Below are 13612 nucleotides of genomic sequence, written 5' to 3' on the forward strand. Positions count from 1 at the left end.
CTATCTATCTAATATTCCTCTTAATCTCAATAATACTATTGTTCCTGATTCTTTAAGTGTCGTAACTAAATCCTCCTCTAAATATTCTTGAATAAATGACATACGCTCTCTTACAATAGATATCCCAACGGACGTCTCTGAATGTCTGTATTGTTTTTTAGCGTTAATTCCTACACCATTATCTATAATGGCTATTACAATATCGAATCCTTCTTGACGCAATTCTATCCGAATCAAAGGATTTGCTATTGAAGGTGGAAAAGCGTGGACAATCGAATTCTCAACAAACGGCTGTAACAACATTGGTGGAATATGAACATCGTGCAAATCAACGGCTAATTGAGAATCTATTTCAAAAGTAATTCGTCCATCCATGCGCATATTTTCAATCTCAACGTAGTTGGCCAAATATTGCAATTCTTCTTCAATTGAAATCCTTTCTTTAGCAGAGAAACCTAGGGAAGTACGCATAAACTTAGAGAATTTACCCAAATATGAAAAAGCCGCATCAGATTGATTATCTAAGATAAAATACTGAATACTACTTAACACATTAAAGATAAAATGTGTATTCATCTGACTTCTAACAGACTGCAACTTCAATTCGACTATTCTTTTCTCTAGAATTAATTTATCAGCCTTTTCTTCTGCTGTCTTTTTGGCAAAGTTTAACTTAGTCTCTTTAACCTCTTGTAATTGCTCTAAACGATGTAAACGATTGCGATAGATTAAATAGGAAATTAAAGCAATCCCCACCCCACAACTGATAAAAAACCATATTGTCATATAAAAAGGTTTTTCTATCTCAATATAAAGCAAAGGGTATACCCGCTCATTACCCGAATCGTAATCATAAACTTTTAAATCTATGGGATAAATACCTGCTTCAAGGTAATGAAGATCTATTTTATCCTCTCGAATTTCAAGCCAATTCTCTGTTAATTTTAATCGGTATTTAAACTGTAATTTATTAGGGTATTTTGCACCCAAAACCGCAAAGTGAAGTTGAAGTGAATTTGATCGATACGGCAGAATCAGTTTATTATTATCCTCTTGAAGACTATTGTGTTCTTTGTATAGCTTCCCGTTAACTAACACCTTACTGACTTGAACATCTAGTAAGCGATCTCTCTGCTGAAAATAATGCGTATCAAGTATATAAATCCCATTAGCAGTACCTATATATAAGACATTTCCAACTATAGTATAACCTGTAATCTCCCCATGCTTAAACCCTTGTTCATCATCGACATAAAACTTTCCTTTTTTGGTAAATATAGTCAACCCTTTATCCGTTCCTACGATTAGTTTACCACTTACGCTTTCTAATAAGGAGATATTAGTACCTAATAATTCATGACTCGAAATCACATCAGAAACAATCATTACTCCATCTTTGACATTGACGATATAAATATCGTTAAAATCAGTTGCTACATAAAGCACTTGTTCTTCAGGATTATATACTAGCTTCTTCAATCGTTTCTCTGTAAACTCACCGCTATCTAAAAGAGATTTAAACCCAGATAATTTTGAATAAGTATATAAACCATCAAGAGCTCCCGCAAAAAACAAACGATCATCTACTTTCGCTATACTAACTATATCACGTGGAATATTACTTCCATCACTTCGATAGTAGTATGTGTACTTCATATTTTTCAAATCATCGTACACGCGAACCCCTCCATAAGGATTGGTTTCTAATAATCTTCCATTAAAAAAAGCATACTCGTATTGATGAATATTGTAGTAATTTAATAGCTTCCCATCAAGAGACAACTCAAAGGTACCAATATTAGAACTAACCCATAATGAGTTATTATTAACAATACTTTTATAGAAAACAATATTATCTACAGAGGTAGTATAATCAATCTCAAAAAAGTGATTTCTCTTAGTGGCTAATTCTTCATACTTATTATATTTACTTTGCTGAAACGCTTTAAATGAAGCAGCTGAAACATGTAAAATAGCCTTGTCATCTCTCTTAATCGTTAAACCGTCTTTTGCAAAAATATAGAGCTTTTTTTGATCTGTACAAAGAGACATAACACCTGAAATCGTATCATCGTAAGATAGTGCTGAAAACAAGTCAGTTTGATACAATCCATCGTTTTCACTACCAATAAACAAGAAATCATTTACCTCATCATATTCAATTGTATAGAGACTTGTTGTGTCAATATGTAGGTCCTTAGTAATATCAGTGATCTTCTCTGGAGTCCATAAATAAACACCTCCTTTATTCTCATAAACGCCAGAGGTTACTAAATAAACCTGTCCATTAGCCTGATTAATGTGACGAACACTTGGAATATCACTATAAACTTTCTGAGTATGATCTTTCAAATTATCGACCACCAAACCATTTTGTGTTCCATAGAAGACAAAATCTCCGTGTTGAAAAACTGACAAAATACGCTTGAGCTTATTAACCTCAATTAGTTCCTCTCCCTTGATTTGATAAGTTCCATCATTAATAGTTGTTAGGTAAACACCACTATTAACAACATAGAAACCCGACACTTCAAAAGAATGTTCTGCTATTAAGGGAAGTTTAATATTAGTAATAGAGAAATCATCAATATCTACAATAGACACCCCTTCTGTAGTCCCTACATACAATTTATCTTCAAACAAAAAAAGTTCTCGAACACGATCAGATATGAGCCCTTCTTCAGTAGTAATCGTGAAATCCTGATACTCGGATTGGTATAATAATCCTTGTCCATAACTTGCCGACCAAATAGCGCCATGTTCATCTTCTAAAATCCCCGTAACATTAGTAAATCGATGTTTCGAAGCTATTGGACTAATTTTTATCTGCCCTTGCATAATCTGAGTTAATCCAAACCGGGAACCGATCCATAGAATACCTCTGGAGTCAAGATATAGACTACGAACGTCGTTAGCCAATAAGCCATCCCTGATCGATATATTTTTAGTAATATAGTTTACTTGTCCAAATGACCACGAACTTATCAACAACAAAAAAAAAAGAAGTGCTCTCTTTACAAATTCCATTTATTTAAATCCTTAAGCTTTGTATTGGTAACGATGATTTCAAGATCTAAACATTCAGAATTTCCTACTAGTTCTTTTTTAAAACAAACCTTATTCGTTCCACGTTCAATATGACTTACGAAATCCATATTTACAAGATATGAACGATGTAATCGCATAAAGTTTTGATGCATAATTTTAGATTCGATAGCACCTAACGTTTTTGAAATTAAATACTTTGTCTCTCCTACATAAATATCACAATAATTATCTGCAGCCTTGCATAGAATAATATCATCTACTTTAATCAAATGGCGTTTCGAATTGTTCTTAATTATTTTATAATAATACTGATAGCCAGCTTTCTCTTTAAATTTATCAAAAGCACTCTGTACATCTTCCAAATCAATTGGCTTTAATAAGTACATCAAACAATTGTGATTGTTTATTGCCTCAATAGCGTATTGATCATAAGCCGTAGTAAATACAACTTCAAATGATTGCTTATCTACCTGATTTAAAAAATCAAATCCATTCTCTTCAGGCATATGAATATCTAAGAAAACAAGGTCAGGACTATAATTACTGACAAATTTTACTGCTTCACGAACACAAGTAACTGTCTGCACTACAAGTTTATCATCGAACTTTACTTTTTTCTCAATAATTTGTTTCAGTAATTCGCCTACTTTTGGTTCATCATCAACCACAAGTACTAATAATTCATTTGTCATTTCGTAAGGTGTTTATTCCAACAAATATAATAATTCTTATCGTTTAGGTATCCTAATTAAATTAGATACTATTAACTCTACCTACTTAGGAAATATCAAAAATTACAGTTGCTTAATTTTATAAACCTTTTTTAAAAACAAGTTATTCATCGGGTTTATACCAAGATTATTAACTTCTAACGAAGTAAATCGCACTGCTTTATCATAAAACAAGACAATTACAGGAACCTCATCAATAATAACTGATTCAAGACCTTGATATAAAGTTACCCTTTTTGCTTCATCTACTTCATAGATTGCCTGATGAAGTTTTTCATCGTAGGAAGTACTATCAAACCGCGTATAATTTGCACCATTAGGTACTTTATTCTTGGAGTCAAAAAGTGATAAATAGTTTTCTGCATCAGGATAATCCGCTATCCAACTACCTCTAAAAAAATAAACACTTCCCGTAGCTATACTTTGCCTAAGTGTAGATGGAGGCATAACATCAACAGTTAATTCTACCCCAATCTTCTGCCACTCTCTCTGTAAATATTCTGCAATATCAAGATAAGACGCATCAGTCGACAAGCTCAGACTAAGTTTATCTATTTTCTTCTCTTCTTTATAATCTGCTATTAAATCTTTAGCCTTGGTTAAATCAAAGCGCTTAGGTATTTTTAAACTCCCTGCTAAGCCAGTAGGAATCATACCTCCTACTTGACTCTCTCCCATACCATTGCGCAGATAAGCCAACATTTTTTGTCGATCAAAACCGATATCTAATGCTTTACGAACCCGTTTATCTTTGATAACTTGATGCTCTAAGGAGAGATTAAAACCTAAATACTCTGTATTAAGATATGGTCCTGACAACATCTGTAAACGCGATTTATACTTCTTGTTTAAATTTCCTTCACTATCGATAATATCATCTTTATAGGAAGGATCTAATCCAGAAATAAAATCGAGATTCCCTTGAATAAATTGTAAAAAAGCACTCTGTTTGTCCGGTAAAAAAGTAACTGATACTGCCTCTAAATAAGGTAACTGCTTCCCTTGTTCATCTTTTTCGAAGTAATTAGGGTTTTTGCGCAATACTAATTTAATATTCTCAGCCCATAATTTAAACTTAAATGGTCCTGTACCTATTGGCGAAGAGCGAAAATCATGATCCTTATCATCTACTACTTCACGAGGTACCACTGATGCATAACGCATAGACATCAAGCCTAATAAAGCTGGAAATGCTTCTTTCAATCGTATGCGTAACACACTATCATTAATTGCTTCATAGCTATCTACTTTCTTTAATATCCAAGCACCTGGTGAGGCTAACTTAGGATCTAATAAACGATTAAAACTATATACAAAATCTTGTGCTACAACAACTCTTGTGCTATCAATACCAAAATTGGCATGTTTGTGAAAATATACATCATCCCTTAGTATAAAATCATACTGTAATCCTTCTTTAGAGATAATCCATTGTTTTGCAATATCACTTTTTATACGAAGACTATCATCTAGCTGAACTAACCCATTATACAATTGATTACACGGCCAAATAATATTCATACTCTTTGCAAAGGCAGGATCTAAGGTTGGTATATTAGCACTTTCATTATATCTAAACACCTTACTTTCATCTATTTGCACGTCTTTTTCTTGACATGAAAACAAAGAAGTCAAAAGGCAAAATATTGATATATAATATATTATTGATTTCATCAAACCGATTTTTGTATGTAAATTTGCAGTCCTTTTTTTAGCAAAAAGTAAATATAGTCAAAGTTACTATATAGTATTAGAACATTATGGAAAATAGAAAAAAAGTAGCTTTTTATACCCTCGGTTGTAAACTTAACTTCTCTGAAACCTCAACAATTGCTAGAAGTTTTACAGATGAAGGGTTTGACCGAGTTGAATTTGAAGAAGTTGCAGATATTTATGTGATAAATACCTGTTCTGTAACAGAAAATGCAGACAAACAATTTAAACAAATTGTAAAGAAAGCTCAAAAGAAAAATGAGAAAGCATTTGTCGCTGCAGTAGGTTGTTATGCTCAGTTAAAACCAGAAGAATTAGCATCAGTTGACGGTGTTGATTTAGTATTAGGAGCAACTGAGAAGTTTAAAATTACTGACTACATCAATGATTTGAGCAAAAATGATATGGGACAAGTTCACTCTTGTGAAATATCAGAAGCTGACTTTTATGTTGGAAGTTACTCTATTGGTGATCGTACCCGAGCTTTTCTAAAGGTACAAGACGGATGTGACTATAAGTGTACCTATTGTACAATACCACTAGCAAGAGGTATTTCTCGCAGTGACACTATGGAAAATGTATTAAAAAACGCTAGTGAGATTGCTTCTAAAGGTATTAAAGAGATTGTATTAACAGGTGTTAATATAGGAGATTATGGAAAAGGCGAATTTGGAAACAAAAAACACGAACACACTTTCCTTGAATTAGTAGAAGCTCTAGACAAAGTAGAAGGTATTGAACGTTTGCGTATCTCTTCAATTGAACCTAATCTATTAAAGAATGAGACTATTGAGTTTGTATCTAAAAGTAGAACATTTGTACCTCACTTTCACATTCCTCTACAATCAGGAAGCGATGATATCTTGAAAAAAATGAAAAGACGTTACTTAAGTAATCTATACGTAGAGCGCGTAGCTAAGATAAAAGAAGTAATGCCTGATTGCTGTATTGGTGTAGATGTTATTGTTGGTTTTCCTGGGGAATCAGATGAGAAATTCTTAGAGACCTACAACTTCTTAAACAACTTAGATATTTCCTACCTACACGTATTTACTTACTCTGAAAGAGATAATACGGAAGCAGTAGAGATGGAAGGCGTAGTCCCTATGAATGTGAGGAATAAGCGAAGTAAAATGCTAAGAGGCTTATCTGTTAAGAAAAGACGTGCATTCTATGAATCGCAAATCGGAAAAGAGAAGATTGTACTTTTCGAAAGTGAAAATAAAGAAGGATACATTCACGGATTTACCGAAAACTATGTAAAAGTAAAGACACCTTGGAATCCAGAATTAGTAAACACTTTACACAAAGTCAAATTAACGAAGATTGACGATGACGGAATTGTTCGTCTAGCGTTCGTATAAAAAAAGAAAGCGCTGAACTTAATTGAGTTCAACGCTTTCTTTTTGTCTGCTTTAGTGTTGTGTGTCTTAATGTAGTAATTCAACCAATGAATTAAATACGGATACCAGGTGGTAACATTTCTTTATATCCTGGGTTCTTTCTGAAAAAAGAAACTATTTTAGGATGGGTAGGAACAACTCTTAGTTTGCGTTCACGCACAGATTCTAAAATTGCCTTTAAAAAATCACTTGCCTGATTCTGTACTGCATTCTCTAGTCCCTTTAACTTAGTTAAGAATATTTTTCTTTCTTGTAATGAATACTCTACACTAAGCATTCCTGTATCAGTTTCATATTCAAACTGACGAAGTAACTCATTGTTTTTAATTTCCATTATACTAGTAGTTTTTTAAATTTCAATAGATACAATAATGAATCGCTACTATACACATTCAATAAAACTTAGGTTAGGTGGCTTCACTGATTAAATAAAAATTACTTTTGAGTAGTAACTTTTTTATTTAGCTGTTGAATTCATTATATTTATCAAAATTACGATTTTATTTCTATCTAGACAATTTTTAAAAAGTTAATTTATTTAAAATGAACAAAATACCAATTTATTTCTTTCCTGGAATGATTTCCAATTCCTTGATATTTGAAAAAATTGAATTAGATCACAATCTTTTTACACCTGTTTTTTTTGAATGGTTACCTGTCGAAAAAAATCAAAGTTTAGAAGAATACAGCAACCGATATATCGAAATGATAAACCACCCTAACCCTGTATTAATAGGTGTTTCTCTAGGAGGTATTATCGCACAAGAAATAGCAAAAAAAATAAAGGTTCGCAAAACAATTATTATCTCTAGCGTGCGTTCTACAAAAGAGTATCCTTGGTTATATCGCTTTGCAAAATACACAAAACTTTACCGTCTATTACCAACTAATAACATTAATGGCCTTATTGAGTTTCTAAGCAATAGAAGTAAAAAAAGTAAACGAGAAGAAAGAAAAGCGCTTTATGATCGATACCTTACAGAGAGAAGTAAAGACTATATTGATTGGTGCATCGATCAAGTTATGCATTGGAAACAGACGGAAGCAATAGAAAACGTCATTCAAATTCATGGAGATAAAGACGAAATATTTCCAATTAAGAATATCAAAAATGCCCTTGTTGTAAAAGGTGGTACACATGCAATGATACTCACAAAATACAACTGGTTCAACACTCAATTACCAAACATAATACAAACAAACGCAATATGAAAAAAACAATAACTACTACCCTATCAATCCTTGCCGTTGTAGCAGTATCTTCAACCTTTATATTTTCAGCTAGTCATGATACAGCTAAGGCTGATACTCCTGTAGAGGAAAACCTCATAAGTCCTCACTTACACGCTATACCGAGTAAAATAAACTTTGCTGGAGAAGAAACTCCACTACATATACCAGATGTAAAAGAGCGTTTTGAGAGAGAAATGATTGTTAATACAAATTTACACGGATCTACACTTCTAACTATTAAACGAGCTGGTAGATACTTTCCTATCATAGAACCCATACTAGCTAAAAACGGTATTCCCGATGACTTTAAATACTTATGTGTTATCGAAAGCGCTTTATCTAATGCTGTCTCACCTGCTGGAGCTAGTGGTTTTTGGCAATTTATGAAAGGGACTGCTAAAGACTATGGTCTTGTTGTTGATGAGACGATAGACGAACGATATGACCTTATAAAAGCAACTGAAGCTGCTTGTAACTATTTAAATGATGCTAAAGCTAAATTTGGATCATGGACTTTAGTTGCTGCTTCTTACAACAGAGGAATGGCTGGTATCAATAGAGCCTTAGATAATCAATATGTTGACAATTATTACGACCTATTCTTAAACCAAGAAACCTCTCGTTATGTTTTTAGAATGTTAGCTTTAAAAGAAATTATGTCTAATGCTGATAAATATGGTTTTGCTGTTCCAGTAAATCTGACCTATAAAAATATTAAAACAAAAAAAGTAGCGGTAGATTACGATATTGCTGACCTACCTTTATTTGCAAAAGAACAAGGAGTTAATTACAAATTATTAAAATTACACAACCCTTGGTTAGTGAGTAGCAGCTTCAAACCTAAAGGGCAAACGTATTATATGGAAATACCAATCCAATAATCTATCTACAAAAACAACGCTAATCTGACTTACTCAACATTGTATGCTTTTAGCGTTGTTTTTTTATTAGTACTTTTGTTCAAAACTTTTTCACATGGATAAAGAACAATACCTTAATCAAGCTAAAGAAATTATATTCAAAAAGAATTTTGTTGTTCCTTTTGAACTAATTCCCGGAAGTATAGTAACTAGCCTTGAACAGTATTTTAACAGTCTATCTAAAGCTTATTTAGCAAGTAAAGACAGTCGATTAGTTGAGCTATTTCACGATAAAATTGAACAGCTAAAACACTTTGACTTATAAATAAATACTGAGAAATGAAACAATCCTCTGTTTAACTTCTTCTTTAGACTCCTTATGAGGAGTATGCCCTACTCCTTCTAATATGTAAGACATTGAAATTCCCTGGGTTTGTGACACTGTTAGTCTCAGTTGATTGAGTGTACCATATTCATCAAGATCTCCTTGTATAAACAAAAGAGGACTCTTAATCGCTATTAAGTCTTCAACCATACTCCAATCACTATACCACTCAGAAAGCCAGGTGTCCACCCACGCATGTACTAAGTCATCAACTTTGCCTCCATGATACTTTGTTAATCGCTGCTTGAGATCTGTTGTTTGATAAGCTAGCCAAGATGCTTTTACACCTTCTAAAGTTAATTCTTCGACGATAACATGTGCTGCTTCACTAACTATTGCTTTTGTCTTATGACTATACAAAATTCCATACCACAACGCGATGGACGCACCATCACTATGCCCAAACAAAGCCACTTCCTCTAGTGCTAAACTTACCAGTAATTGGTCTAAAAATATAGCTTCTTGTTTTAAATAGTCCTTTGTTCGTATGGGTGTATCCATATTGTCTGACAACCCATATCCTACGCGATCATAAACTATTATATCGCAACTCAATGCTTCAGCTAATAACTCTGGCCAATCTCTCCAAAGTGTAACACATCCTAGTGAATCGTGTAAGAGTACAAGTGTTCGACCAACGTTTTCTGTCTGTCTAATGTGTTTTACAAATACTTTTTTACCTCCTATATCAATAAATTGTTTTTCGATTTGTAGCATACCTCTTTTATTTTACTTTTCACCCTTTCACTATTCCTTTTTTTCACTAAAAACACTACATCCAAGCCTTTTGTTCTTTTTCAACGATTGCCAACCATTTATCTCTTAACTTACATAAAGCGCAATAGTCTGAAGTGCTAAATACTAAACTCCCCCCTGCAGTATACAGTCGAATACTACCTACGTTATAAGGTCTCTGCCAAGCTAATTGAGATACTACTATCTTCTGTATTTTAAAGGGCTCTAACACTGAATAACTGATATCCCATACTCCTGAACGAATAACTATATAATCATTGGTATATATTAATCCTCCATTGTGATAATATCGCCACACCAACATTGTCATGAAAACAAAGTAGCCCAATATTGCTATTACTAACCAATTCATCGTTAAAATATCTTGTAATATAAAGCTTCCTACAAGCGTAGGTATAATCACTAATAAGAAAAATCGAAACCCAAAATAGCGATAATTGTGTTTTATTTTTTCTCCTTCCCACTGTAGTGGCTGTGTGTAAATCATATCTACCAATGCCGCTAATTCTTCTTGTGAACATCCCGGAATATCAAGTGCCGTCTTTTTGTTTTCATTTTCATTTCCTGACACTTGATAAATTCTAAAGTTTGTTATGTTCATTAGCTTTTGAAAGTAATTACGCGTCAGACGAATAAACTGTACTCGCGTAGGACGTATAATCGTACTCTTTGTATGAAATAGACCATAAGACAACAGTAAGCTGTTGTTTTGAAGTTTTATTTCAAAGTTGTAGTAGCGAATTATTGTTCGTACAAGATTGACAAATAAAGCTAATATTAAGAAGGAGACAACCAAACTTATCGTCATTCCTACTGAAATAGCTGTTGTCTGAAACTCTTCTAAAAGCTCTCGCTGAAAAATCCCCTTGTACAAGCGTGTCCCTTCATAGTATAACGTATTAAAAAACACTACTACTAACCCTATCGTATATAAATAATTAGCTGTAAGTCCTATCTTAAACAGTGTAGTTAAACTTATCTTTTTTAATTCAACAGTAACATCTTCTTCTCTTTGTGCTGTTTCTACTTCTTCCGTATTGTTTACATCAGTATTTTCTCTATAAGCTAATAAAGTCTCTTTTAAAGATTGCCCTATTAATAAAGACACCGCTGGAATTACCCCTTCTTTTGCACTACTACCCGCTGACTCTACCTCTACAGAATACACTTCCAAAATCTTATCTAAAAAAGACTGATTAATATTCACTTGTTGAATCTTGCTCAATTGTATCGTTGTTTTACTCTTAGTGATTACACCTTTCTCAATGACCAATGATGCTGTCCCTTGGTCAATTGAAAAAGTAAAATTGCGATAGTTCAAATAGGCATACACAAGCATTAACAGTAAACCACCAATAGCAACTAAGCCAACTGTAGTCCACCATTGACTATCTTGTCCTGATAACCTACTATACAGAATAATCAACAACGGAAAAAATGCGCGTACTGCTTTTCTCATTCCATTAAAAAAACCGATCACTATCCCTACTGGATCCTGTCGCTGAGGTTGATAAAAGTCAATTGGTTTACTCATCTTCTCCCAATGTTATTTCATGTTTTACTTCTGCTAATGGCTGTACTTTTGTGATTACAAAAGTTTTAATCTTTTCTGCATCATTAAGCGTAAGCCCAGGAATACACAAATCGCCTAATTGTCCTCCTGCTGTAAAGAATACTAATTCACACAAACCAAACATACGAGACACTGCTCCCTGATAAACTTCCACATGTTGCACTCGATTATAAGGTACGACCAATTGCTTTCTGTTTATTAAACCGGTTTTATAGATGATATCGTGTTGTCTAATGGCATATCCTTTATAATGAAAACCATAGACACCAACAATTGCACTGATTACTCCAATCAGAAGACAACTCAAAAAAATACCCCACTCTAAAGTCTTACTGATGGCTAACCCAGTAAAGTAATTTCCAACAAAAAATGCTCCGATACCTATTCCAAAAAATACAACCAGCCTAATGGCTGCCCATATAATCTCTAATCGAAAATATTGATGATCTAGTTTACTAAATACAACTTCTTCTACGGAAGGAAGCTGTGTTATTTCTACTTGTTTGTTACTAAAATTGTCTTCCATTCCTCTTTTTTTTGTTCTTGCTTTGGGTACTAAATATACTATCACGGCGTCATATTACCTAATAATCGGACAAATATCCATATCAACAAAACGAAAATACAATAACAAACTAACTATCAAAAACTTAATCCTAATCTACGTGCTTAATACAGTCTGTATATTCTCATAAAAACGGCTCTTCTATTAACGAATAGGCTTTTACTTTAAGTATTCGCTAACATTTCCATACAACTTCAAAAGATTTTAATATTTTTGCCCCTATAATTTTAATACATTATTTTATGTTCGGAGACTTAATGGGAATGATGGGTAAGCTACAAGAAACCCAAGCAAAAATTGAGGAGACTAAAAAAAGATTAGACACTGTATTAATTGATGACCAAAGTAGTGATGGTTTATTACAAGTGACAATGACAGCTAACAGATCGATTAAATCTCTTTCTCTTGCTGACGAACTACTAGAAGATAAAGAACAACTAGAAGACTACTTAGTGATGGTACTAAATCGCACTATCGAAAAAGCATCAACAATCAACGAAGCTGAATTAGCAGCCGCAGCTAAAGACGGAATGCCAAACATACCAGGACTAGACCTATTCAAATAATTATGAAAAAAATAATATACTCAATTTTATTAGCTTGTGGAGCCTTAGTTGCTGCTTGTTCTGACTCTCCTTCTACCAAAGGTAATACGACTATTACAGGTGAAGTTGCTGGACTAAAACAAGGTAAACTCTACTTATACCAGATGAAAGATACATCTTTTGTCGCTATTGACTCTCTTATTGTCAATGGAGCTAAAGATGCTAAGTTCGCTTTTGGATTAGACCTTGAAAGCCCAGAAATGTTATTCCTTACTTTAGATAGAGGGCATACGAAATCTAAGGATAACCAAATCGCTTTCTTTGCAGAACCAGGTAATATAGAAGTCAATACTACCTTAAAACACTTCTATGCAGATGTGGAGGTAAAAGGATCGAGCAATCAACCTGTTTACCAAGAGTATTTAAAAACGCGTGCTGCTTTGTTAGATGTTCAAAATGCACTGATTGTCGATATTTTTAAAGCACAGAAAAGTGAAAACACCAAAGCTTTAGACAGTTTACAGAAATTAGATGAAAAACTAACCACGCGTAGATATCTTAATGCTATCAACTTTGCGTTAACCCACCCTTCTAGTGATGTAGCTCCTTATGTCGCTTTAACGGACTTATACAATGCTAATACCAAGTATCTTGATACGATTTACAATTCGCTTGATACAACTATTGCTTCAAATAAATATGGCAAGCAATTAAAAGAGTATATTGCTGAACGCAAAGAAATGGAAAAAAAATAATTCCTATATAAATACAACGCCTTTGTCTAAAAGGCGTTTTTCTTT

The 13612-nt window shown here is 33.3% G+C and carries 13 protein-coding genes; 6 read left to right on the forward strand and 7 right to left on the reverse strand.

Translation table 11 applies throughout. From position 1 onward, the window contains the following. The 3 genes from GJV77_RS08020 to GJV77_RS08030 form a co-directional block, all read right to left on the reverse strand. A complete protein-coding gene (locus GJV77_RS08020; protein WP_155035858.1) occupies positions 1-3027 on the reverse strand; it encodes a sensor histidine kinase in 3027 nt (1008 codons plus the stop codon). Then, on the reverse strand, positions 3015-3740 hold the full coding sequence (locus tag GJV77_RS08025; protein WP_155035859.1) for a LytR/AlgR family response regulator transcription factor: 726 nt from the start codon (positions 3738-3740) through the stop codon (positions 3015-3017). The genes GJV77_RS08020 and GJV77_RS08025 overlap by 13 nt, the downstream gene beginning before the upstream one ends. 102 nt (positions 3741-3842) lie before the next feature. Then, the gene (locus tag GJV77_RS08030; protein WP_155035860.1) at positions 3843-5453 is read right to left on the reverse strand and encodes an ABC transporter substrate-binding protein; all 1611 of its coding nucleotides are present in this window, start codon (positions 5451-5453) and stop codon (positions 3843-3845) included. A gap of 86 nt (positions 5454-5539) precedes the next feature. Here GJV77_RS08030 and mtaB point away from each other — a divergent pair, with 86 nt between their 5' ends. Then, on the forward strand, positions 5540-6856 hold the full coding sequence (gene mtaB / locus GJV77_RS08035; protein ID WP_155035861.1) for a tRNA (N(6)-L-threonylcarbamoyladenosine(37)-C(2))-methylthiotransferase MtaB: 1317 nt from the start codon (positions 5540-5542) through the stop codon (positions 6854-6856). A gap of 91 nt (positions 6857-6947) precedes the next feature. On the opposite strand, the gene GJV77_RS08040 is transcribed toward mtaB, so the two are convergent. Continuing rightward, a complete protein-coding gene (locus GJV77_RS08040; protein WP_155035862.1) occupies positions 6948-7229 on the reverse strand; it encodes a GNAT family N-acetyltransferase in 282 nt (93 codons plus the stop codon). A gap of 209 nt (positions 7230-7438) precedes the next feature. On the opposite strand from GJV77_RS08040, the gene GJV77_RS08045 reads away from it, so the two are divergent. The 3 genes from GJV77_RS08045 to GJV77_RS08055 all read left to right on the forward strand — a co-directional run bounded on the left by GJV77_RS08045 (position 7439) and on the right by GJV77_RS08055 (position 9313). After that, a complete protein-coding gene (locus GJV77_RS08045) occupies positions 7439-8107 on the forward strand; it encodes a YqiA/YcfP family alpha/beta fold hydrolase (RefSeq protein ID WP_155035863.1) in 669 nt (222 codons plus the stop codon). Beyond that, positions 8104-9009 carry a lytic transglycosylase domain-containing protein gene (locus GJV77_RS08050; RefSeq protein ID WP_155035864.1) on the forward strand — a complete coding sequence of 302 codons (906 nt, stop codon included), beginning with the start codon at positions 8104-8106 and terminating at the stop codon, positions 9007-9009. Before GJV77_RS08045 ends, GJV77_RS08050 begins: the two co-directional genes overlap by 4 nt. A gap of 94 nt (positions 9010-9103) precedes the next feature. Then, a complete protein-coding gene (locus GJV77_RS08055; protein ID WP_155035865.1) occupies positions 9104-9313 on the forward strand; it encodes a hypothetical protein in 210 nt (69 codons plus the stop codon). On the opposite strand, the gene GJV77_RS08060 is transcribed toward GJV77_RS08055, so the two are convergent. The 3 genes from GJV77_RS08060 to GJV77_RS08070 are packed head-to-tail and all read right to left on the reverse strand — an operon-like array spanning position 9308 to position 12228. Then, positions 9308-10090, reverse strand: a complete 783-nt coding sequence (locus GJV77_RS08060; protein WP_155035866.1) for an alpha/beta fold hydrolase — start codon at positions 10088-10090, stop codon at positions 9308-9310. The two genes, GJV77_RS08055 and GJV77_RS08060, sit on opposite strands and share 6 nt — an antisense overlap. 55 nt (positions 10091-10145) lie before the next feature. Beyond that, positions 10146-11663, reverse strand: coding sequence for a PH domain-containing protein (locus GJV77_RS08065; protein WP_155035867.1), 1518 nt, complete (start codon positions 11661-11663; stop codon positions 10146-10148). Continuing rightward, entirely contained in the window at positions 11656-12228 is a 573-nt protein-coding gene (locus GJV77_RS08070) for a PH domain-containing protein (protein ID WP_155035868.1), read from the reverse strand. Before GJV77_RS08070 ends, GJV77_RS08065 begins: the two co-directional genes overlap by 8 nt. Positions 12229-12509: 281 nt before the next feature. On the opposite strand from GJV77_RS08070, the gene GJV77_RS08075 reads away from it, so the two are divergent. Both GJV77_RS08075 and GJV77_RS08080 read left to right on the forward strand, forming a co-directional pair. After that, the gene (locus tag GJV77_RS08075; protein ID WP_155035869.1) at positions 12510-12833 is read left to right on the forward strand and encodes a YbaB/EbfC family nucleoid-associated protein; all 324 of its coding nucleotides are present in this window, start codon (positions 12510-12512) and stop codon (positions 12831-12833) included. Positions 12834-12835: 2 nt separating this feature from the next. Then, complete coding sequence (locus GJV77_RS08080; protein WP_155035870.1) at positions 12836-13567, forward strand: DUF4369 domain-containing protein; 732 nt, start codon at positions 12836-12838, stop codon at positions 13565-13567. The last annotated feature ends 45 nt before the right edge of the window (positions 13568-13612 follow it).

This window comes from Myroides pelagicus (assembly GCF_009711055.1).
Classification (GTDB): Bacteria; Bacteroidota; Bacteroidia; order Flavobacteriales; family Flavobacteriaceae; genus Flavobacterium; species Flavobacterium pelagicum.